Genomic DNA, 21067 nt, shown 5'->3' with positions numbered 1-21067 from the left:
TTAACAATTAATTAATTCATATGAATTGCAAAACTTGGTTGCCAATATTGGAAACTCTTAACACTAACGGATTCTCCAGTCTTTGGAGCTGCAATGTAACTAGTACCACCAAGATAAATTCCAACATGGTATGCTGATCCAACACCGCCCCAGAAAATCAAATCGCCAGGTTCTGCAGACGAAACCGAAACAGCCGAACCAATAGTTGATTGAGCCTCAGATGTCCTTGGCAAGCTGACACCAAAGTGAGCATAAACATATTGAACAAATCCAGAACAATCAAAGCCGTTTGGCGTAGTACCACCATAAACATAAGGAACACCAATAAATTGTTCAGCATAACTAATGACGGAAGACGCTGAAACTGATGTACTTGATGTTGTTGTACTGGTGCTACTATTAGAACTAGTTTGCGAAGTCGAAGAACTTGCAGCAGTAGTTGAACTAGCTTGGGTTGTTGCTGCTGAAGAACTTGTAGCAGTAGTTGAGCTAGCCTGCGTTGCTGCTGAAGAACTTGCAGCAGTAGTTGAACTAGCTTGGGTTGTTGTTGCAGATGAGCTTGTTGCAGAACTGCTTGAAGCTGCTGCTTGAGTAGCTGTTGTCGAAGAACTTGCAGCATTAGCAGTTGTTGTCGAGCTTGTACTTGTAGTCGTTGTCGTAGTAGGTGTTTTAGTTGGATCATTAATTGTCAAAGTTTGACCAACAGTAAGAACACTGCCCAAACTATTTGAACTTCTCAATGAATCAACTGATACACCATAAGCCTGAGCGATTGAGTAAAGTGAATCGCCAGATTTAACTGTATATGTAACATGATTTGCTGAAACAGTTACACTTGGTGTCGTAGTAGTCGTTGTCTGCTGAGTATCAGTATCTTGATCGGTTGTTGCAGCAGTACCATTAACTTTCAAAACTTGACCAGGTTTGATCAAATCACTGCTTAAACTATTTAATGACAGCAAATTTTCAACACTTGTATTATACTGCTTTGCCAAATCCCAAAGAGTATCACCTGACTTAACAGTAACAGAACTGGTAGTTTTGCTATCAGTAGTTTTAGCTGAATTAGAACTGTCAGGAATCTTTACGCTTTGATTAGTTACGATTAAATGAGTATTCTGATTAATATTATTTAAAGTTTCAATCGATTTAATTGATACGTTATACTTTTGGGCAAGTCCCCAAACAGTATCATTCTTCGCAACTTTTACAGTAGTTGCTGCATTAGCATTTGCTGTAGAAGCGAGGAAGAGCCCAGCGGCACCCACAGTACCTGCGATAATTGTTTTTGCTGATTGTTTCAAAAAATTCACTCCTACCTTGTAAAAAATTTATTAACTACTTTATAAAACTAATTGACTATATTCTACCTTAATAATGTTGCAGAAGAGTAGAAAAAATATTACAAAAATCTTTAGTTTGTAACATTTGGCGACTAGTGCTAGTGCTAAGCCATTTTTAATCAAAATTTTTTTCGAGGATTAAGTTGATTTTTAAAAATTGTAATTTAGAAGCCAGATATTAAAGCCAATAGGCGCTTAAATCAAACATCAAAAACTTTAAGGCGTTTGATATTACAATTTGTTTACAAAAAAGTAAAATTGAAACCTTGAATATTTCAATTTATTTTAATCAGAAATCCTAATGAAATGGCTTTTCAGAATTTTAAAAATTGCAGATACATTACCATGAACTGATGATGCGGTGTAGAAAATTGAGCAAATTTTTAATGTGATTGTTTGCCTCTAAGATGCGGAATGATTATTAGTAATGAAAGCGCCTTGACATTGTTAAAATAATGAGCTACATTCGGAACATTGGTGAGTTTTCGATTAATTTTTGCTTAGCTTACTTTTAATCAGAAACAAAACTAAAAAAATTAAGAAAGAAGTGGGAAGCTTGCAGCGTGTCTATAATTTTTCAGCTGGTCCAGCGGTTTTGCCAGCTGAAGTTGTCAGAACAGTTCAAGAAGAACTGCCGTCGTATCGTCGTAGTGGAATGAGCATCATGGAGATCAGTCATCGCTCCTCACTTTTTACTGATCTCCAGGAAACAGCTGAAACAGATCTGAGAAAATTGATGCAAATTCCTGATAATTATGATGTCTTATTTTTGCAAGGCGGGGGTACCTTACAATTTGCAATGACCGCGATGAATTTAGCTGTTAAAACCAAAAGGGTCGGCTTCATTGATTCTGGTCATTGGGCGCAACGAGCAATGGAGGAAACAGCTTTGGTCAAGGGAACCAAGGCGGTTGTAATTGCTTCAAGCAAAAATCAAAAGTACACGCAATTGCCAAAAATCGAACCAATTACTGGACAATTTGATTATTTGCATTTAACTGTTAATAATACAATTGAGGGAACTATGTATCATCAAATTCCAGCCGAATTGAAAAAATTTCCGCTGGTTGGTGATTTGTCTTCAATTATTTTAGGCTACAATTATCAAGTGACTGATTTTGACTTGATTTATGCTGGGGCACAAAAAAATATTGGACCAGCTGGTTTGACAGTTGTGATCTTGAAGCATGAATTGTTGCAGAATGCACCTGAATTGCCGGCAATGTTGAGTTATCCCAAACAGGTCCAAAAGCACTCCGCTTTAAATACGCCGCCTGTTTTTGCAATTTATGTTGCTGGTTTAGTTTTCAAATGGCTGCTAGCTCAAGGTGGCGTGGCAGCGATGCAAGAAAAGAATGAACAAAAAGCTCAGCTGCTGTATGCTGAAATTGAAAATTCAAAGTTATTTAAATCTCCAGTTGCCGTTGAGGATCGTTCCTTGACCAATATTCCGTTTGTAACCGGCTCGGCACAACTCAATCAGCTATTTGTTGCTGAAGCACAAGCAGTCGGATTATTAAATTTGAAAGGTCATCGTTCAGTGGGCGGTATGCGGGCGAGCTTGTATAACGCTATGCCATTAGCTGGCGTAAAGCGCCTGGTTGAATTTATGCAGGAATTTGAAAGACAACATGGGGGACGGAACTAATGAAAATGGATATTAAAACTTATAATGTAATTGCTCAGCAAGGCTTGGATGTTTTCCCAACGGAGAAGTATACAGTTAATCAAAGCCAAAAACCAACTGCTTTATTAATTCGCAGTCAAGATATGCATAAAACGCATTTTGGCACTAATGTTTTAGCGATTGCTCGAGCTGGAGCGGGTGTCAATAATATTCCTTTGATTGAAGCGGCAAACAATGGCACGGTCGTTTTTAACACGCCAGGCTCAAATGCCAATGCTGTTAAAGAATTGATTATTGCTTTGCTGGTTTTGGCCGTTCGTCCGGTTGTTCCGGCAGCCGCTTGGGCCAAAAAAGTGGTTGGTGCGGATGTTAGCTTACAAACTGAAAAAGGCAAAAATCACTTTGCTGGGACTGAGATCCAAGGGAAAACGCTCGGGGTGATCGGTTTAGGCAATGTTGGCTCACGGGTTGCTCAAGCAGCTGCCAATCTGGGAATGAGAGTGATTGGTTACGATCCTTATATTAGTGTGGAACATGCTTGGAAAGTTTCTAATCAGCTTCCCCGCGCCGAAAAATTGGCGCAGTTATTGCCAAAGTGTGATTTTGTAACAATTCATATTCCGTATACCGACAAAAATCGGGATTTGATCACGGCTAAAGAATTAGCTTTGATGAAAGATCAAGCGATTCTTTTCAACTATTCACGGTGGGGGATTGTTAATGAAGACGACGTGGTAGTTGCGTTGAATCAAAAACATTTGCGCAAGTATGTAACAGATTTTAGTTCAAACAAAATTGTGGGTCACCCGAAAATCATGATTACGCCGCATATTGGTGGGACGACCCAAGAAGCAGAAACTAATGGCGCTGTCATGGCTGCACAAACTTTGCGTAAATATTTGGAGACTGGTAATATTGTCAATTCGGTCAACTTCCCGACGGTTGAAATGCCATTTGAGTCTCCGGTGCGGATGACTATGATTCATCAAAATGTTCCGAATATGGTTGGTCGAATCACGACAATTTTAGCTAATGATGATATCAACATTGATAATATGATCAATAAAAGTCGCGGACAGTTCGCCTATACGGTGATTGATATTGGCCAGCAACCGGCTGAGCAATTAGAAACTTTGCAGAAAGAATTGTTGGAGATCCCAGAAGTCATTCGGGTCCGGGTTTTGAAAAATGAATTCTAAATTGATATAATTAAGTTCCTTGGCAGGGGCAGATAAATATAGCGGTCAAGATTTTTAAAATCTTGACCGCTGTTTTTTGAAGATAAATTAATATTATTGACTTAGGCTGATTCGTTTAGTTTACGATAAGCTAGCGAAAGCAGATAAAAAACAGTTTCGATGGTTGCGATAAAGAAGGTAACTGGCCAGTTGGTCAAATAACCCAGATACAAGCCGCCCCAAGTGCCAATTAATGCCAAGACGATGCTGAGGCCAATTAGTCCACCAACTGAACGGCAAAAAGGTTGAGCGGCAGAGCTCGGCAAAGTTAATAAGACAAAAATCAACAATGCCCCCACGATTTGAGCAGCGACACTCACGCTGAGTGCGACCATAATCAAAAAAGTCAAAGTCATCCAGTGCCGGGAAACATGCTCAGTTTCTGCGCCGGTACTGTCAAAGGAATCAAATTTTAATTTGCGATAGATCAATGCTAAAATGCCAAGGACGATGATCGCGATCGTTAAGATTTGCCAGACATTTTGCTGGGTAATGCCGACGATGCTGCCAAATAAAATACTGGTTGCATAAGAAGCGTTTTGACTGGAAAGCGACAAGAACAAAACGCCTAAGCCCATGAAAAAGGCAGAAACGGCACTGATGACAGAATCGCTGGCATGATTGCTGCTTTGCTCACTGATCCCCAGTTGGTCCGCGGCTAAAGCACTTAAAACAGTAAAGACCATCATCCCTTGCAGTGGTGTCCAACCGATCCAAGCTCCAAAAGCCGCACCTGAAAAACCGATTTCGGACAGAGTGTGTGTCATAAAAGGCAACCGGCGAGCAACGACAAAAACACCGATTACGCCACACAAAATGGCAACCGCAGTCCCAGCAGCAAATGCATAGCGCATAAAAGCAAAGTTAAACATTTTCATCCTCCTTTTTCAGCTGCAGCTCGGTGGTTGAACCGCTGATGTAAGAACCAGCGCGCAATTCCAGAAAATGCTGGCCGAATTTTTTAACGAGCGGCCAATCATGGGAAATAAAGATAATCGTCATCCCACTGACTTGGTTCAAATGCTGAACCGTTTCTAAGACTTCATATTTGGCATCTTGGTCCAAACTGGCAGTGGGCTCATCGAGGATCAGTAATTGTGGTTGGTTCAAAATAGCTTGCGCCAAATATGCCCGTTGCTTTTCGCCGCCAGAGGAAGTTCCCAACCGCTGATTTTGTTTGGCAGTTAAACCAGTTTGTTGCAAAGCTTTAGTAACTGCTTGTTTTTCGCGTTGGCTGAGCCAAGGGGTAAATGAATTGCATAGTTTGAGACTAATAAAATTTTTGATTGATAATGGATAGTCACCGCTCAAATTGCGAAACTGCGGGACGTAACCAATGTCGGCAGCAGATTTCAATCGTTCATTAAAACTGATTGTGCCGGCAGTGGGATGTAATTGCTGCAGCAATAACTTGATTATGGTCGTTTTACCAGTACCATTAGCTCCCAAAAGACAGAAAAAGTCACCTTGCTTCAAGGTGAAACTCAAATCGGTGAATAATTTTCTGGTTCCAAAAGCCATTGCCAAATGTTCAACTTGAATCAATGGTTGATCTGACATAATAACTTCCTCTCATCTAAAAAGTAATAATTACTATTTATTATAACAAACCAGGCAGCCTTGTAAAGTGTAATAATTATCATTAAATTTTATTTTCTACCCTGCCATTCAGCCTGGAATTCAGCCAAAAAATCCAGCATAAATTGTTGACGGTGGCGGGCTAGTCGCTTGGCGGTAGCGGTATTCATCATCTTTGCTAATTTCAGCAGCTTTTCGTGAAAATGATTAATGATGGTTTCTTGAGTCAAGTCACGATATGCTGCTTTCGAAAATTCACGCCGGGGAGCAATCATTGGATCATAGATTGTTTCTTGATGAGCACCGCCATAATAGACCGCTCGAACAATACCAATTGCGCCGATGGCATCTAAACGATCGGCATCTTGCACGATTTGACCGCTGAATGGCAAAGAAAGCGACTTTTCTAAACTTTTACTAAAAGATATGTTATGAGTGATCAGTAAGATTTGTTCACCTTGTTCAGCAGAAAAACCAATTTTGGTTAAGAATTGCTGCAGCTGCTGTTCACTTTGCTGCGGATCAGCCACTAATTTGTCGTCAGCGATGTCGTGCAGATAGGCTGCAGCTAAAGTAATGGTAGGATCAGCTGGTTGATTTTCATGTTCGAGAATGTAGCTGGCATTTTTGACAACTCTTAAAATATGGTCAAAACCATGACCAGTTTGATCAGATTGCATTTTTTGCTGGGCAAAGAGCCGGACTTGATTTAAAATTTGAGAATTATTCACTTTGAAAAACTTCCTTTCGATAATTTTAGTTTACCAAAAATAACGTTTAAAAGTAAAAGCTCAAAACTTAATGAATTTTTATTCATCTTATGCTTATTAATACCAGATGTTAAATTTTTCTTAAGCTAAAATACTAATTTATAGCGCAAACTAGCAACAAACAAAATCCTTCTGATGTATGATAATGCATTTAATTTTGAAAAAACTAATTGTTATGATAATATTAATGTAGACAAAGACGCATCTAGCAAAGACTGCAGATTAAAATCGGAGCTTGATGCTTTTTTTCTACCGTTGTTTAGAACTATTGTCACTGAAAGGAGGGAGCGGTTTAAGACCGCGAACAAATGAAGTTATTGATTGTTCTAGAAAATGTTGTAATGGATGGAACTAAACGAGCCGCAACAGTTTTAGGAAATACGTTGCATGATCAGCAAGTTGATGTTTCGTTTTACTCTTTAGAAGATGTGGATCCATATTATACGCTGAAAGCACCTTTAACAGTTGCGGCTCGACCAGCGGCTGGTAATGTTTTGAACTTTCATGGTGCTGATCCCTATGTTCATTATGCTGATCAGATTGAAGACTTGATTACTTATCTGGAACAGAGTGATTTTGATACAGTAATCTTAACTGCTGGCTTGTTAAGTAGTTTTGCTCCATTGATCAAAAAACGCCTGCCTAAGGTTAAATTGATTGCTTGGATGCATAATAACTATCAAACATATTTAAATCAATATTATGTTTCGATGCAGGATGAGTTCAAGCAAGGTTTGCGAGCAGCTGATACGGTCATCGCTTTGACAGACTCCGATTGGCAGAATTATCGCAAACTGAATTCTAACACGGTCAAAATTTATAATCCTCTAACGCTCAAACCACAGCATCGAGCAGATTTGAATAGCCACGTGATTGCCTTTACTGGTCGAATCGCAATTCAGCATAAAGGAATCGACTTTTTATTGGAAGCGGCACAGTATCTGCCAACTGATTGGAAAATTGCGATTGCTGGTGAAGGAGTTTCTGAAGATATGGAGTGCTTCAGCAAGTTAATTGCAAAATTTGCAGTGGCGGATAAGATAATTTATCGCGGAGCTTTGAAAGATCAGCAGTTGCAAGACCATTACGAAAGTGCATCGATTTTTGTTTCAACCTCACGTTGGGAAGGAATGCCATTAGTGATGGGAGAAGCGATGGCGTTTGGTTTACCGGTAGTGGCAATGGAAAATACTGGTTCGCTGGAGTATTTGCAAGATAATAGTTATGGTGTCGTAACCAAGCCACAGGATGTTGCAGATTTTGTTAGTGTGTTACGTCGCTTTATGCATAGTCGCTTCTTACGCCGCTACTATGCTGAGCGCTCATTAGAACGAATTAGTCATTTTGCTCCAGAAACGATTGCTAAGCAGTGGATTCAAGTACTTAGTCAAGCAAATCAGTCAGTTCAGGAATTAGTCTAATTTTTTTATGACTTGGGAGAGAAAAAGTGAAAACTAAAAAGCTCCAAATAAATCTTTTGCGACTTTAAGAGGCACATAAAAAATGTAAGCCTCTTTTTTTTGTCATTTTATTAAAAATAATTAAAATTAATTGGCATTTTAAAAACTTATGATTGGTAAGTAAATTTTAAAACGTGTAAAATAAAGCTAATTTAATTAAGTCGGGAGAGATCTTAAAATGGCTAAAAGAAATTTTGATTTAAAGACGGCGGTAATTGCCGGCGGAGTTGCAGGAATCGTGTCAGGTTTTGTCAAGCTGGGATGGGAAGCTTTATTTCCGCCGCGGACTGCTGAACGAGATGCCACTAATCCGCCGCAGAAGTTTTTGCAGCAGTTAGGCGTACCAGAAAAAATTACCCACTCAACTTATACTTATTCTGGGCACCAACTACCGTGGGTCAGCTTTTTAATGCATTTTGGTTTTTCTTCTAGCTTCGGAGTACTGTATACGGTAGCCGGCCATTATTTGCCGATCATTAAGCTGGGACAAGGAACCTTTTTTGGAGCTGGAGTTTGGGCGGCTGCACATTTGGGGGCTTTACCAATGCTAGGGACGGTTCCTAGCGCTAAGGATCAGCCAGCTGAAGAACATTTGTCAGAATTATTCGGCCATGTTTCTTGGATGTGGGTGACTCATATTGTTGCTAATGAGTTAATGGCTGAAGCTCAAACTAAAGTAAAAAAATAAATCTGATTTGGAGAAAGAAGGAAATCAGGGATGAAGGAACCACCATGGCAAACCCGTTGGCCAGAACGAATCAGTTATGGCTTGAGTGATGCGGCGGATAATCTAGTTTTTCAGATGATGACGACTTATTTGATGTTTTTTTATACCGATGTCTATGGCTTAAGTGCCGGAGCGGTTGCGGTGTTATTTGTCGTGGCCCGAATTGCTGATGTGGTTGAAAGTCTGATTATTGGTTACATGATTGACCATACCCATTCTAAGTATGGAAAAAGCCGACCCTTTTTTCTCTGGTACGCGTTGCCGTATGCGGTTATGGCTGTCTTGACTTTTGTCACGCCAAACTTTTCTTCTACGGGGAAGCTGATTTGGGCCTACGTAACTTATCTGGGACTGGGATTTTTGTATACTGCAGTCAACTCACCAATCACGTCGATTCTGCCGACCATGTCACAAAATCCTCGTGAACTGACTTTATTAGGGGTAATTCGTCAATTTTGCGGCAGTTCGGTTCAGATCATCGTGGCTGTTTTTACCTTACCGTTAGTCAAATTTTTCGGTAAGGGTGACCAACAGCAAGGATTCTTTTGGACAATTGTAGTTTTTAGCGTAATTTCATTGATTTTGATTTGGAATACTTTTTTACATGTCAGGGAACGTTTTACTAATCGGGAAATTGCCCATCAGCCTTTGGCGTTGGTCATCAAAATGCTGCGGAAAAATCAGCCTTGGATCATTATTTCAATCGTAATCTTTTTATTTTGGCTGGTAACAGCTATCAAAAATCAAACGACAGTTTATTATTTTAAATATGTTTTGCATAATGCCGATTTAGTTCCCTGGGCTAATAGTTTTACGTTAACTTCGTTGATCGGTGTTTTACTGATTATGGTTTTGACGCGAATTTTAAGTAAAAAGAAAACCATGCAGCTGGGGATCATCGTCGAATTAGCAGGTCAATTAGTTTTATTAGCTGGGGTTTATACTCAATGGCTGCCGGTTTTATTTTTAGGCGTTACAATTAATTCAATTGGCAATGGAATCGTCGTTGGGTTAGTTTCAATTATGATTGCTGATACGATCCGCTATGGAACTTCGATGGGAATTCAAGCAGAAGGTATTTTAGCCTCGACTGATGATTTTGGAGTTAACATGGGTTTAGGTTTAGGCGGCTTGATCACAGCCGGCTTGTTTGAACTTTCCGGTTACGCTCCAAACCAAGTTCAAAATGCGGCTACATTGCAGATGATCAACCTCAATTATGTTTGGCTGCCGTTAGTGATTTATCTCATCATGTTTGTGGTTTTGCATTTTTATGATGATCAACGGATGGTACGAGCAATCGCCAAATAAGGCATAATTTTTGACAGTTTCCTCTTTAAGTGTTACTTTAATAATCACAGGAATGCTCAAAGGAGGATTTTTTTATGAAATATGCAGTAACTGCGGCAACTGGGAAATTCGGCCAGACCGCTGTTAGAACTTTGTTAAAATTAGTCGATCCAAGTCAAGTAGTTGCCGTTGTCCGTAATCCACAAAAAGCTCAGAAAATTTTGCCGGCCCAAGTTGAGATCCGTCAGGGCGATTACACTCAACCTGCCCAATTAGAAGCAGCTTTGGCCGGTATCGAACGGTTATTATTCATTTCCTCTTTGCCAGGTGGTGATTACCCGCGGGTTCAGCAGCATTTAAATGTCGTGGCTGCGGCGAAAAAAGCCGGCGTAAACTTTGTAGCTTATACAAGTTTTCCCCACGCTGATCAGGCTACTAGTTTGCTCTCAGCTGATCATCGGGTAACCGAAAAGGCTTTGGCTGAAAGTGGCTTAACAACCGCCTTTTTGCGGAATAATTGGTATTTGGAAAATCAGGCTGATTTTATCAAAACGGCATTGGCTGGCCAGCCAGTTTATTATGCCACCGGTGATCGTCAAGTTGGCTGGGCGCCAGAGGCAATTTATGCGCAGGCAGCTGCAAAAGTCTTAGTGGCAGCTAAACCCAAAAAGATCTATGAGTTTGCTGGTCCAATGCATACTTTCGGTGAATTGGCTAAGGCAGCAGCTGAGGTTGGCGGAGTTAAAGCTGATACACATGCAGTTTCCAAGGATGAGTATCATCAAATCTTGCAAGAGCAAGGATTCCAGGCGGCAGCTGAGGTGATTTTAATGATTCAAGACTTGATCAGAGCAGGTGAGTTGGCCCATCCGAGCGAAGATTTGGAAAAAGTTTTAGCAACTCCATTGCCAACTTTAACTGAGAGTATTGCCAAAGTTTTTAAATAACGAATTAACACAAATAATAAAAAATAGTGGCTTTAGCTGAAAAGGCTAAGGCTTTTTTAGATTGAAGTTAAAAATTTCAATCAGCAATAAAAATCGTCGGCGAAGTTAACTTTTAATTTTACTTCGCCGACGATTTAATTTTAGATGAATTTTGGGGTTTGCTGGCAACTATTTTTTTCCACGCCAGAACGCCAATTTTGGTCTTGGCATGATCATCAATGCTAAGATTACAGCACCATAATCAAAATAAATATCGTATGCTGAGGGAGCCACAATATAATGTACGGATAAAACAAACGCAACAATCACTAATGCAACAATTACTCGAATGTTTTTGTTCATCATCATAATTCTTACCTCCTTCGCTCTACTTATATGATAGCGCTTACTTGAAAGAACATCAATTGAAACTAATTGATAAAAAGATTTTTTTGATTTACTAAGAAAAAAGCTGATTTATTTATTAAACTTGAGTTTTCAAATTCAAAAAAACTAGTAAAATAAAGTTGAAACTTACTGAATTTATAATGAAGCAAACTTGTATTTATGAGCTAAATATTTTAAACTATGAATAGTGTGTGAAACAAACTTGTTTCACAAATGCATTCGTTAGAAATCGAGGAATAAATAATGAAACCAGCGGAATTTCAAGCTAGTTTAGCCGCTCAGGGCATTCAATTAACTGCACAACAGTTAGACCAGTTTACTCGTTACTATCAGTTGCTGGTAGCTACTAATCGGCGAGTTAATTTAACAGCGATCACAGCTGAGGAAGAGGTCTATTTAAAGCATTTTTATGATTCGTTGGTTTTGGCTTTGGCCATACCGCAATTGCAGGTTCAGCCATGGACCGTTTGTGATGTTGGAGCTGGGGCGGGTTTTCCATCGATCCCGTTGAAAATTGCTTTTCCGCAATTGCAGATTACAATTGTTGATTCACTGAATAAGCGAATTAATTTTTTGCAGACGTTAATTACTCAGCTCGACTTGCAGCAGGTTGAATTACGACATGCGCGAGCAGAGGAATTTGGTAGTCCTAAAAGTCCTTATCGGCAACGTTTTGATTTGGTTACAGCGCGGGCAGTCGCACGGCTGAATGTTTTGAGTGAGTTGTGTCTGCCATTGGTTAAAGTGAACGGAAAATTTGCTGCGATGAAGGCTCAAAAGGCCCCGCAGGAATTAGCGGACGCCCAATCGGCGATTCAGATACTGGGTGGCAAGGTGGCTGCTGATCAGCAGATTGCTTTACCGGAAAACGGCGGGGTCAGGCATGTGATTGTCATTGATAAGGTCAAAGCAACGCCAGCAAAGTATCCCCGCAAGCCGGGACTTTTGAATAAGAAACCTTTGGGCAAAAAGGGGGTATGAAGGTGGCATTTTCATTTTGGAAAAATAAACAGGGGAATTCTGCAGTCACAGACGATCAGATCCAACAGATCGCACTTGAAAAGATCAAACCCAATCGTTTTCAGCCGAGGAAAACATTTGATCAGCAAAAAATTACTGAGTTAGCTGAGACGCTGAAAGAACATGGAATGCTGCAGCCAATCATTTTAAGGCAAACTGTTGAAAATAAATATGAAATCATTGCTGGTGAACGGCGTTTTCGAGCCGCGTTGGAACTGGGATGGCAGCAAGTTCCAGCTATCATCAAAAAAATGTCGGATAAAGAGGCTGCTTCGTTTGCGGTAATTGAAAATTTGCAACGTGAAGAACTGACAGCGATCGAAGAAGCACAGGCGTATCGGCGCTTAATGGAATTGAATCAACTGACTCAGGGACAGTTAGCTGAAAACTTAGGGAAGAGCCAATCATTCATTGCTAATAAATTACGGTTACTGAAACTGACGCCAGTTGTGCAACAAGCTATTTTAAAACGCCAGGTTACAGAACGTCATGGCCGCAGCGTGGTTGGTTTAGCTCCACAGCTGCAAGAGAAGATTATCCACCAAGTTATTGCAAAACAATTAACCGTCAAAGAGACTGAAAAGTTAGTTAATGATGCATTGAATGCTCGATCAATTAAGCAAAAACCGACATTTGCTAAAAAATCAAAAGGCAAAACGCAGGATATGCGAGTAGCAATTAATACGATCAAAAAATCGCTCAAAATGATCAGTGATAGCGGAATTGTTTTAACTACTAAGGAAGAAGAAGGACCAAATTATCATCGGATCATTATTGATCTGCCGCTTGAAAATAAGAAGCAAAACTAGGAGGCACTCATGGGAAAAGTAATTGCATTGGCCAATCAAAAAGGCGGAGTTGGCAAAACAACGACTAGCATCAACTTGGGAGCTTGTTTAGCTGACCTTGGGCAAAAAGTGCTGCTGATCGACTCTGATGCTCAGGGAAATGCCACCAGTGGTTTAGGAATCCATAAAACGGAGATCGACAAAGATATTTATGACGTTCTAGTCAATGAATATCCGCTTGCAAAGACGGTCATTAAGACGGCTCATCCCAACTTTGACATTGTCCCCGCAACGATTCAGCTTTCAGGTGCTGAGATCGAATTGACCTCGCAGTTAGCACGTGAATCGCGACTCCAAGAGGCAGTTAAACAAATTAAAGATCAATATAATTTTATTTTGATTGATTGCCCGCCTTCATTAGGCCTGTTGACGATTAATGCTTTTTGTGCCAGTGATTCGATTCTGATCCCGGTGCAAAGTGAATATTATGCTCTAGAAGGCTTGGGTCAGCTGTTAAATACAATTCGGCTAGTTCAAAAACATTTCAATCCAGCTTTAGAGATTGAAGGGGTTTTGATGACCATGCTTGATGCTCGTACCAAATTAGGGATTCAAGTCGTGAAGGAAGTTCAAAAATTTTTCGGCAAAAAGGTCTATCAGACAATCATTCCGCGCAACGTCCGTTTGTCAGAAGCACCAAGCTATGGTCAGCCAATCGTTGATTATGATCCGACTTCAAAAGGTGCCCAAGAATATCAAGCGTTAGCTAAGGAGGTGCTGGCACATTATGGCAAATAAGAACAGTAAAGGCCTAGGACGCGGTTTGGACGCGTTGTTCCAGGACTTGGAGCAAGTCAGTCAAGATGAAGAAGTGATTACTGATTTGAAATTAAGCGATATTCGGCCGAATCCTTATCAACCACGAAAAGACTTTAACGAAGCGGCCTTGGCTGAATTAACCAATTCGATCAAGAAATCTGGCGTTTTTCAGCCAATCATTGTCCGCAAGTCGAAAATTAAGGGTTATGAGATCATTGCTGGTGAACGACGCTTCCGGGCTTCAAAATTAGCTGGCAAGCAGACGATTCCCGCAATTATTCGACAGTTAGATGAACCGCAAATGATGGAAATAGCGGTTTTAGAAAATCTACAGCGGGAAGATTTAACGCCGTTAGAAGAGGCACAAGCTTATGAAATGCTGATGAAAAATTTGAAATTAACCCAAGCCCAAGTATCGGAGCGTTTAGGCAAAAGCCGACCGTATATTGCTAATTATCTCAGGTTGCTTGGTTTACCGGTGGAAGTTAAAAAACTGCTGCAGGAACAAGAGCTTTCAATGGGACAGGCACGTACTTTGCTAGCTTTAAAGGATCGATCAAAATTAGTTGCCCTTGCCAAAAAAACCGTGCGGGAAAACTTGACTGTCAGGCAGTTAGAACAATTGATCACCCGGCTCAATGGCGAAGTTTCACCTGTCAAAAAAGCCAAAAAGGATCCTTATCAAAAATACTATCAGCAAACTGAGCAAGCTTTGCAGGAACGATTTGGGACCAAAGTGGCAGTTAAGGGCAATTCTAAGACCGGCCGTGGTCGCATCGAAATTGATTACCTGTCAACGGCTGATTTTAACCGAATCATCGATCTTTTAGGAATTTCACTTGATTAAAAAAGTGGGGGAATAAGAAATGGCAGTTGCTTATAATTTACATGATATTGTTGAAATGAAGAAGCAGCATCCATGTGGCGTTAACCGGTGGGAAATTATCCGGGTCGGAATGGATATTAAGATCAAATGTACGGGGTGTGGACATTTAGTAATGATGCCGCGACGGGAATTTGATCGAAAAGTCAAAAAGGTTCTGGTCGCTGCACCTAAGGATGAAGAATAAAACTTAAAGAAAGAGTGAAGTAAAGCATGGCATTAACAGCAGGAATCGTTGGTTTGCCGAACGTTGGCAAATCAACGTTATTTAACGCAATTACGAAAGCTGGAGCTGAGATGGCTAATTATCCATTTGCGACAATCGATCCTAATGTAGGAATGGTCGAAGTGCCGGATCAGCGACTAGCTAGGATCGATGAGTTGATCCCAGCCAAAAAAATTATTCATACAACGTTTGAGTTCACCGATATTGCTGGCATTGTAAAAGGAGCCAGCAAAGGTGAAGGCTTGGGCAATAAATTTTTGGAAAATATTCGACAGGTGGATGCGATTGTTCATGTAGTACGAGCTTTTGATGATGATAATATCACGCATGTCAACAACAAAGTCGATCCGCTTGATGATATTGAAACGATCAACCTGGAGTTGACAGTTGCTGATTTGGACAGTATCAATAAACGTTACGCGAAAGTCGAAAAGGTTGCTCGAACCAAGGATAAAGCAGCAATGGCTGAATTTGCAATTTTAAAAAAGATCAAGCCAGTTTTGGAAGCTGGCAAACCAGTTCGCTCATTGGATTTTGCTGAAGATGAGCAAAAAATCGTCAAGGGCTTGTTCTTGCTGACTTCAAAACCAGTTTTATATGTGGCCAACATTGCTGAAGCTGATATGGCTGATCCGCTAAAATGCAAGTATGTTCAGCAGATCAAGCAATATGCTGATTCAGAAGGCTCTGGGATGTTAGCAGTTTGTGCCAAAACGGAAGAAGAGATTGCTCAACTGGATGATGATGATAAACAAGAATTTCTTGAAGCTGAAGGAGTTGAAGAATCTGGTTTGGATCGTTTGATCAAAGCTTCTTACAAGCTTTTAGGCTTGGCAACCTTCTTTACTGCCGGTGGCAAGGAAACGCGTGCTTGGACTTTTCATCAAGGGATGAAGGCTCCACAAGTGGCGGGGATTATTCATTCAGATTTTGAACGAGGCTTCATTCGAGCGGAAACAGTTTCGTTTACTGACTTGGATAAGTATGGCAGTCTGGCGGCTGTTCGAGAAGCTGGCAAATTAAGATTAGAAGGCAAGGATTATCTGGTTCAAGATGGCGATATTATTGAATTTAGATTTAATGTCTGATGAAAAGAAGGGAAAGTGAAACAATGGCCGAAGAAAAAGAGACCAAAGCATCAATGACTGAAAAAGAACAAGCAAGTCAGACAGCTGCTCGACAACAGACAAGTCAAACAGAACAGTCAGATCAAGCTGCCTCAGCAACTGGGGCTGGGGATGCCAAAACTCAATCACAACAGGCACATCTCAGCAACAAGGAGCGTAATCAAAAAGTTGCTCAGCAGCAGGCTGAATTATTAGAAAAGCAAACTAAAAAGGAACTAAAAACGGAAATTGGGATCTATGCGGGTTTAACAAAACGAAACGAAAATTACTTGTATCGCTTGAATAAAATTTTGACCGAAAAAAATTATGATCAAGCCAAAAAGGAAGCAGTTTTGCAAGACTTAGCTGCCGAACTGCGGGAAAAACAGGGCAAAGGAATTACAGCCAACCGCTTATATGGCACTCCAAGTGATAAGGCTGATGAAATCATCGCCGGCCCTAAGAAAAAACCACAACCAGTAACTTTTTGGAAAATGGCAGTCGACAATGGTTTAATGATGCTGGTGCTATTTTGTGCGATGTATGCAATTATGGGCTTAGTTTCCCCTAAGGCAATCAAAGTAAATGGCGGTGTCTTAACTTTATTGGTTACTTCAGTCTTAGCTGGAGTTGGGATGGCCTTCTTTTATCAAATGGCAGCGGATCGCAAGGCTAAGAAAGTTCGGTTGCCGTTTTGGAAAATGTTATTATGGTCGGTGATCTTAATTGCTGTCTGGATGCTGGTCTTCACAGCAGTTGCGGCAATTCCAGGTGCTGTCAATAGTGCACTTAATCCAATCGCTTATGCCGTAATTGCAGCTTTAGCTTATTTATTGAGATATTATTTGAAAAAGAAATACGATATTCGTAGTACACCATTTTAAGTTATGAATGGTTTAAAAAGTCTGAGATTTAGAAACTGAACTATAATAAAAATATTAATCGCCTGTTAATCTTAATTGAAAACAGGCGATTTTAAATTTTCAAAAAAGAGGTTAGGAAACGATTCTCCCTAACCTCTTGAAATTTTGAAATGAAATGCTTATTTAATATTTTTGGTGATTCCATCTTTGACATTGACATAGTAATCATTACCAAGATTATGTTGAGCTAAAATTTTTTTCAAAGTGCCATCTTTCTTCATAGCGTCTAATTGTTTGTTAACGGCATTTAATAAAGCTTTGTTCTTAAAGCTAACAGCGGCTCCAATTTTACCGGTTTCTGCTTGTTTATAAGGCTTTAATATTTTCAGGTTTAATGATGGATCCTTTTGGAAAGTGTAATTTGCAACGATTCCATCGGTGACACAAGCAGCGATTTTTCCAGTTTTAACAGCCAACATTAAATCAGTTTGCTTGCCATAAACTTGAACATCCTTAACTTTTCCTTCTTTTTTCCATTTTTCAGCCAAATCTAAAAATGCTGTTCCTTTTTGACCACCAATTACTTTACCAGACAGATCGCTGAATGATTTGATCGAACTGCTTTTAGGTATAACGACAGCTTCGCCTTCTTTATACCAAATATTTGTAAAGTAAGCTTTTTGTAAGCGATCTTTTCGAATGTACATAGCATCAGTAACCATATCAATCGATCCTTTGTTTAATTCCAAGATTAAATTTTCAAAAGGAACCTGTTTCATAACAACCTTTTTAATTCCCATGCGTTTGGCAATTTCTTTGATGATATCAGCATCAACTCCGCTGAACTTTTTAGTTTGCGGGTCAATATAAGCAAAAGGAGCGTCATTTGATGAACCAACTGTCAGGACACCTTTTTTCTTAATTTGTGCCAAAGTATTTATTGAATTGCTGCTGGAACTTTTGCTGGAACTTGATGAACTGGATGAGCAAGCTGTCAAAAAGAGCAGTGAAATCAATAAGGTAGCAGCTAATTTTAAAACTATAGAAAATTTGTTTTTTTTCATATCTAAGTCCCCTCCCTTGGGAATCTGTCGATTAGCGTACGATATGGAATTTGTTTTCGATCATTTTCATCAAATGTGATAGTGGCAAACTTAAGATCAAGTAAACGACAGCTAACATTGTATAAGACTCAACTGTTTCAAAAGTTTGAGAAGCGTAAGTTTGAGTCCGCAACAACAGTTCGCTAACCGAAATAACGGCTAGTAATGAAGTATCCTTAATCATCATGACCAAATAGTTCCCTAAAACAGGAATACTGTTCCGTAAGGCTTGCGGAATGATAATTTTTCGCAATACTTGCTGTTCTGTGAAGCCCAAGGCTAGACCAGATTCCTTTTGACCGGTATCAATTGTTAAAATAGCGGAGCGAAATACTTCTGAAATATATGCTCCATAATTGATTGCTAAACCAGCAATCCCAGCTGACAGAGCAGAAAACTGAATATTAGCACTGCCACTCCCTAAAGCTTTTAATAAACCGTCCAATAAAATTGGAATTACATAATAAATATAGAACAATTGAACAAGCAGTGGAGTTCCTCTAATAATTTCAACCAGCACAACAAAAATTGCTCGTAAAGGCTTATGTTTACTTAAGCGGCAAATGGCAACCAATAGGCCAATGATGGTTGCCAAAATGAAGCCGAAGAAAGTTGCCTGTAAGACAACCACTACGCCTTGCAGCAATGAAGGCCCAAGCGTTACGAATGCGTCTTTCCATTTTAAGTCCATTTAATTACCTCTTCCTCTAAATTAATTAATAAAACGTGCTAGGAATTCCTTGGTGCGATCATTTTGAGGATGTTGAAAGATATCTTTTGGGCTGCCTTCTTCAACGATATAACCGCCTTCCATGAAAATAACTCGATTGGCAACTTCTTTAGCAAATCCCATTTCATGGGTAACAACAATCATAGTCATTCCTTCATCAGCTAATTTTTTCATTACTTTAAGAACTTCTCCGACCAGTTCGGGATCGAGAGCCGAGGTTGGTTCATCAAATAGCAACAAATCAGGATGCATCGCTAAAGCTCGGGCAATCGCGACTCGTTGCTTTTGACCACCAGAAAGTGAAGCTGGATAAACAAGTTTCTTTTCAGCCATTCCAACTTTCTCTAACAGCTGGCTAGCCTCCTTTTCAGCATCTTCGCGGTTTTCTTTTAATAAGGTCATGGGTGCCATGGTGATATTGTTAATAACATTTTTGAAAGGGAATAGGTAATATCCTTGGAAAACCATCCCAACATGTTGGCGGTAAGAACTTACATTCAAAGACTTATCTAAGATATTTTTTCCACGATAGGAAATTGCTCCTGAGGTTGGCTGTTCTAAGAGATTAATACAGCGGAGAAAGGTACTTTTTCCTGAACCGGATGGCCCAATAATGCAGAGTACTTCACCTTTGTTAAGAGAAAGATTAACATCTTTTAAGACATGATTTTTACCATAATATTTTGAAAGTTGAGTGATTGATAACATGTTTTCTTCAGGCTCAATCAAATACAGTCACCTCTTCATTGAAATTTAAAAGCTTAATTAATTGAAAACAGCAGTCTTGCTGCTTAGTTCTTGGATACTTTCCTCAAGAATCGAAAAACCGACAGTTAATTGTTCGTCAGTGGTTACTAAAGGAGCTAAAAAACGAATGACATTTCCGTATACACCAGCATTTTCCAAGATTAGGCCTTTACGAACGCAAACTTGAATTAACTGTTTAACAAAATCTGTAGCGGGTGCTTTAGTCTGTGGATCTTTGACGAATTCAATTCCCACCATTGATCCTAAGCCACGAACATCACCGATTATTGGATACTTTGTTTGCCATTCTTTAAAAGTTGCTAAACACCGTTGTCCGATTTTTTGTAATCTTGCAATTAAATTTTCTTCTTTAATGATTTTTAAGACCTGCAATCCAGCAGCACAAGCAACAGCATTTCCGCCAAAGGTTCCACCGATAACCCCAATCGGAACGCTGTCCATGATTTCCTTGCAAGCAATAACTGCTCCTAAAGGCAGTCCATCAGCGATTGATTTGGCAGTCGTTAAAATGTCGGGGGCAAATCCTGCTTCTTTCCAATACTCTGAAGCAAATAGTCGGCCAGTTCTGCCAAAACCTGACTGTACTTCATCAGCAATCAGCAGAATTCCATTTTCGTCACAAATTTTACGAACAGCTTTGATCCATTCAAGTGGAGCTGGGATAAAGCCACCTTCACCTTGAACTGGTTCAACTACCATGGCAGCAATTTGATCAGCTGGTGCGCATTCTTCAAAGACTTTTTTGATTCGAGTAAGGTAGTAATCGAGTGCATCTTTCTGAGCAATGCCTTTGGGCAAGCGATAATAGTAAGGAAAATCAGCCCGAAACACTCCATTAGCCAAGGGGCCGACATCTTTGGCATAAGCTTTTTTAGAAGTCATAGTCATCGTTAACAACGTTCGTCCATGAAAAGCGCCAGAGAAGACAATTATATTTGAGCGCTTGGTGAAAGCTTTAGCAATTTTTACTGCATTTTCATTAACTTCAGCTCCGCTATTAGCAAAGAAAACTTTGGCTGCCCCGGATTCAACTTTTTTGACTGGTGCTAACATGGCTAATTTTTCAGCTAAGTCGACATAACCGCTATGAGTGACAATGTTAAACATCCCATGTAAATATTTTTCACTTTGTTTTTTGATGGCGGCAACAACTTGGGGATGAGCATGACCAACATTGAGAACACCAACACCGCCGACCCAGTCTAAGAAGCGATTGCCATCTGGATCTTGAATAATTGCTCCTTGAGCTTTATCGATAACAACGGGATAAACGCAAGCAACACCCTTGGGGACATATTGTTTTCTTTTGGCAATGACTTCAGCAGCTTTTTTACCTGGCAATTTTGTAGAAATGATTCGTGGTAACTCCTCACTCAACATAATTATTCCTCGTT

At 39.9% G+C, this 21067-nt stretch carries 22 protein-coding genes; 13 read left to right on the top strand and 9 right to left on the bottom strand.

Going from position 1 to position 21067, the window contains the following annotated elements:
* Nucleotides 1–11: 11 nt before the first annotated feature.
* The gene (locus ON15_RS10380; protein WP_010581430.1) at nucleotides 12–1304 is read right to left on the bottom strand and encodes a C40 family peptidase; all 1293 of its coding nucleotides are present in this window, start codon (nucleotides 1302–1304) and stop codon (nucleotides 12–14) included.
* A 595-nt stretch (nucleotides 1305–1899) separates the two neighbouring features.
* On the opposite strand from ON15_RS10380, the gene serC reads away from it, so the two are divergent.
* Entirely contained in the window at nucleotides 1900–2991 is a 1092-nt protein-coding gene (gene serC, locus ON15_RS10375; protein ID WP_026049589.1) for a 3-phosphoserine/phosphohydroxythreonine transaminase, read from the top strand.
* Nucleotides 2991–4169 carry a phosphoglycerate dehydrogenase gene (locus ON15_RS10370; protein WP_010581428.1) on the top strand — a complete coding sequence of 393 codons (1179 nt, stop codon included), beginning with the start codon at nucleotides 2991–2993 and terminating at the stop codon, nucleotides 4167–4169. The genes serC and ON15_RS10370 overlap by 1 nt, the downstream gene beginning before the upstream one ends.
* 101 nt (nucleotides 4170–4270) lie before the next feature.
* On the opposite strand, the gene ON15_RS10365 is transcribed toward ON15_RS10370, so the two are convergent.
* From ON15_RS10365 to ON15_RS10355, 3 genes are all read right to left on the bottom strand, one after another.
* Nucleotides 4271–5080, bottom strand: coding sequence for a metal ABC transporter permease (locus tag ON15_RS10365; protein WP_010581427.1), 810 nt, complete (start codon nucleotides 5078–5080; stop codon nucleotides 4271–4273).
* Nucleotides 5073–5768, bottom strand: coding sequence for a metal ABC transporter ATP-binding protein (locus ON15_RS10360; RefSeq protein WP_010581426.1), 696 nt, complete (start codon nucleotides 5766–5768; stop codon nucleotides 5073–5075). Before ON15_RS10360 ends, ON15_RS10365 begins: the two co-directional genes overlap by 8 nt.
* 89 nt (nucleotides 5769–5857) lie before the next feature.
* Complete coding sequence (locus ON15_RS10355; RefSeq protein ID WP_010581425.1) at nucleotides 5858–6517, bottom strand: HD domain-containing protein; 660 nt, start codon at nucleotides 6515–6517, stop codon at nucleotides 5858–5860.
* Nucleotides 6518–6864: 347 nt separating this feature from the next.
* Here ON15_RS10355 and ON15_RS10350 point away from each other — a divergent pair, with 347 nt between their 5' ends.
* The 4 genes from ON15_RS10350 to ON15_RS10335 all read left to right on the top strand — a co-directional run bounded on the left by ON15_RS10350 (nucleotide 6865) and on the right by ON15_RS10335 (nucleotide 10980).
* The gene (locus tag ON15_RS10350; protein ID WP_010581424.1) at nucleotides 6865–7977 is read left to right on the top strand and encodes a glycosyltransferase; all 1113 of its coding nucleotides are present in this window, start codon (nucleotides 6865–6867) and stop codon (nucleotides 7975–7977) included.
* Nucleotides 7978–8194: 217 nt separating this feature from the next.
* Entirely contained in the window at nucleotides 8195–8704 is a 510-nt protein-coding gene (locus ON15_RS10345) for a YagU family protein (RefSeq protein WP_010581423.1), read from the top strand.
* A gap of 30 nt (nucleotides 8705–8734) precedes the next feature.
* A complete protein-coding gene (locus ON15_RS10340) occupies nucleotides 8735–10054 on the top strand; it encodes an MFS transporter (protein ID WP_010581422.1) in 1320 nt (439 codons plus the stop codon).
* A 74-nt stretch (nucleotides 10055–10128) separates the two neighbouring features.
* Nucleotides 10129–10980: an NAD(P)H-binding protein gene (locus ON15_RS10335; RefSeq protein WP_010581421.1), complete on the top strand. Its 852-nt coding sequence runs from the start codon at nucleotides 10129–10131 to the stop codon at nucleotides 10978–10980.
* A 168-nt stretch (nucleotides 10981–11148) separates the two neighbouring features.
* Here the strand turns inward: ON15_RS10335 and ON15_RS10330 are convergent, their stop codons facing one another.
* On the bottom strand, nucleotides 11149–11328 hold the full coding sequence (locus ON15_RS10330) for a hypothetical protein (protein WP_026049588.1): 180 nt from the start codon (nucleotides 11326–11328) through the stop codon (nucleotides 11149–11151).
* A gap of 282 nt (nucleotides 11329–11610) precedes the next feature.
* Here ON15_RS10330 and rsmG point away from each other — a divergent pair, with 282 nt between their 5' ends.
* The 7 genes from rsmG to ON15_RS10295 are packed head-to-tail and all read left to right on the top strand — an operon-like array spanning nucleotide 11611 to nucleotide 17093.
* Nucleotides 11611–12348: a 16S rRNA (guanine(527)-N(7))-methyltransferase RsmG gene (rsmG, locus tag ON15_RS10325; protein WP_010581420.1), complete on the top strand. Its 738-nt coding sequence runs from the start codon at nucleotides 11611–11613 to the stop codon at nucleotides 12346–12348.
* A 2-nt stretch (nucleotides 12349–12350) separates the two neighbouring features.
* Complete coding sequence (noc, locus tag ON15_RS10320) at nucleotides 12351–13196, top strand: nucleoid occlusion protein (protein WP_026049587.1); 846 nt, start codon at nucleotides 12351–12353, stop codon at nucleotides 13194–13196.
* 9 nt (nucleotides 13197–13205) lie between these two features.
* Nucleotides 13206–13973 carry a ParA family protein gene (locus ON15_RS10315; RefSeq protein ID WP_010581418.1) on the top strand — a complete coding sequence of 256 codons (768 nt, stop codon included), beginning with the start codon at nucleotides 13206–13208 and terminating at the stop codon, nucleotides 13971–13973.
* On the top strand, nucleotides 13963–14841 hold the full coding sequence (locus ON15_RS10310; protein ID WP_010581417.1) for a ParB/RepB/Spo0J family partition protein: 879 nt from the start codon (nucleotides 13963–13965) through the stop codon (nucleotides 14839–14841). Before ON15_RS10315 ends, ON15_RS10310 begins: the two co-directional genes overlap by 11 nt.
* Before the next feature lie 19 nt (nucleotides 14842–14860).
* Nucleotides 14861–15064: a DUF951 domain-containing protein gene (locus ON15_RS10305; protein ID WP_010581416.1), complete on the top strand. Its 204-nt coding sequence runs from the start codon at nucleotides 14861–14863 to the stop codon at nucleotides 15062–15064.
* Nucleotides 15065–15090: 26 nt separating this feature from the next.
* Nucleotides 15091–16191, top strand: a complete 1101-nt coding sequence (gene ychF, locus ON15_RS10300; protein WP_010581415.1) for a redox-regulated ATPase YchF — start codon at nucleotides 15091–15093, stop codon at nucleotides 16189–16191.
* Between the two features lie 23 nt (nucleotides 16192–16214).
* A complete protein-coding gene (locus ON15_RS10295; protein WP_010581414.1) occupies nucleotides 16215–17093 on the top strand; it encodes a DUF1129 domain-containing protein in 879 nt (292 codons plus the stop codon).
* Nucleotides 17094–17251: 158 nt separating this feature from the next.
* Here the strand turns inward: ON15_RS10295 and ON15_RS10290 are convergent, their stop codons facing one another.
* The 4 genes from ON15_RS10290 to ON15_RS10275 all read right to left on the bottom strand — a co-directional run.
* Nucleotides 17252–18136, bottom strand: a complete 885-nt coding sequence (locus tag ON15_RS10290; RefSeq protein WP_010581413.1) for a substrate-binding periplasmic protein — start codon at nucleotides 18134–18136, stop codon at nucleotides 17252–17254.
* Between the two features lie 31 nt (nucleotides 18137–18167).
* Nucleotides 18168–18866 (bottom strand): amino acid ABC transporter permease, encoded by a 699-nt coding sequence (locus ON15_RS10285; RefSeq protein ID WP_010581412.1) that lies wholly within the window; start codon nucleotides 18864–18866, stop codon nucleotides 18168–18170.
* A 21-nt stretch (nucleotides 18867–18887) separates the two neighbouring features.
* Nucleotides 18888–19613: an amino acid ABC transporter ATP-binding protein gene (locus tag ON15_RS10280; protein ID WP_010581411.1), complete on the bottom strand. Its 726-nt coding sequence runs from the start codon at nucleotides 19611–19613 to the stop codon at nucleotides 18888–18890.
* A 57-nt stretch (nucleotides 19614–19670) separates the two neighbouring features.
* On the bottom strand, nucleotides 19671–21067 hold a 1397-nt coding region (locus tag ON15_RS10275), incomplete at its 5' end, for an aspartate aminotransferase family protein (RefSeq protein ID WP_010581410.1).

Origin of the sequence: Liquorilactobacillus vini DSM 20605 (assembly GCF_000255495.1) — a bacterium.
Classification (GTDB): domain Bacteria; phylum Bacillota; class Bacilli; order Lactobacillales; family Lactobacillaceae; genus Liquorilactobacillus; species Liquorilactobacillus vini.
Note: the sequence above shows the minus strand (reverse complement) of the source record. Positions and strands in the feature narration are given on the sequence as shown.

What these genes read in the sequence shown, in the direction of transcription:
- ON15_RS10370 (WP_010581428.1), top strand. Translation starts at nt 2,991, where the DNA reads ATGAAAATGGATATTAAAACTTATAATGTAATTGCTCAGCAAGGCTTG.
- ON15_RS10365 (WP_010581427.1), bottom strand. Translation starts at nt 5,080, where the DNA reads ATGTTTAACTTTGCTTTTATGCGCTATGCATTTGCTGCTGGGACTGCG.
- ON15_RS10360 (WP_010581426.1), bottom strand. Translation starts at nt 5,768, where the DNA reads ATGTCAGATCAACCATTGATTCAAGTTGAACATTTGGCAATGGCTTTT.
- ON15_RS10350 (WP_010581424.1), top strand. Translation starts at nt 6,865, where the DNA reads ATGAAGTTATTGATTGTTCTAGAAAATGTTGTAATGGATGGAACTAAA.
- ON15_RS10345 (WP_010581423.1), top strand. Translation starts at nt 8,195, where the DNA reads ATGGCTAAAAGAAATTTTGATTTAAAGACGGCGGTAATTGCCGGCGGA.
- ON15_RS10340 (WP_010581422.1), top strand. Translation starts at nt 8,735, where the DNA reads ATGAAGGAACCACCATGGCAAACCCGTTGGCCAGAACGAATCAGTTAT.
- ON15_RS10335 (WP_010581421.1), top strand. Translation starts at nt 10,129, where the DNA reads ATGAAATATGCAGTAACTGCGGCAACTGGGAAATTCGGCCAGACCGCT.
- ON15_RS10330 (WP_026049588.1), bottom strand. Translation starts at nt 11,328, where the DNA reads ATGATGATGAACAAAAACATTCGAGTAATTGTTGCATTAGTGATTGTT.
- rsmG (WP_010581420.1), top strand. Translation starts at nt 11,611, where the DNA reads ATGAAACCAGCGGAATTTCAAGCTAGTTTAGCCGCTCAGGGCATTCAA.
- ON15_RS10315 (WP_010581418.1), top strand. Translation starts at nt 13,206, where the DNA reads ATGGGAAAAGTAATTGCATTGGCCAATCAAAAAGGCGGAGTTGGCAAA.
- ON15_RS10310 (WP_010581417.1), top strand. Translation starts at nt 13,963, where the DNA reads ATGGCAAATAAGAACAGTAAAGGCCTAGGACGCGGTTTGGACGCGTTG.
- ON15_RS10305 (WP_010581416.1), top strand. Translation starts at nt 14,861, where the DNA reads ATGGCAGTTGCTTATAATTTACATGATATTGTTGAAATGAAGAAGCAG.
- ychF (WP_010581415.1), top strand. Translation starts at nt 15,091, where the DNA reads ATGGCATTAACAGCAGGAATCGTTGGTTTGCCGAACGTTGGCAAATCA.
- ON15_RS10295 (WP_010581414.1), top strand. Translation starts at nt 16,215, where the DNA reads ATGGCCGAAGAAAAAGAGACCAAAGCATCAATGACTGAAAAAGAACAA.
- ON15_RS10290 (WP_010581413.1), bottom strand. Translation starts at nt 18,136, where the DNA reads ATGAAAAAAAACAAATTTTCTATAGTTTTAAAATTAGCTGCTACCTTA.
- ON15_RS10285 (WP_010581412.1), bottom strand. Translation starts at nt 18,866, where the DNA reads ATGGACTTAAAATGGAAAGACGCATTCGTAACGCTTGGGCCTTCATTG.
- ON15_RS10280 (WP_010581411.1), bottom strand. Translation starts at nt 19,613, where the DNA reads ATGTTATCAATCACTCAACTTTCAAAATATTATGGTAAAAATCATGTC.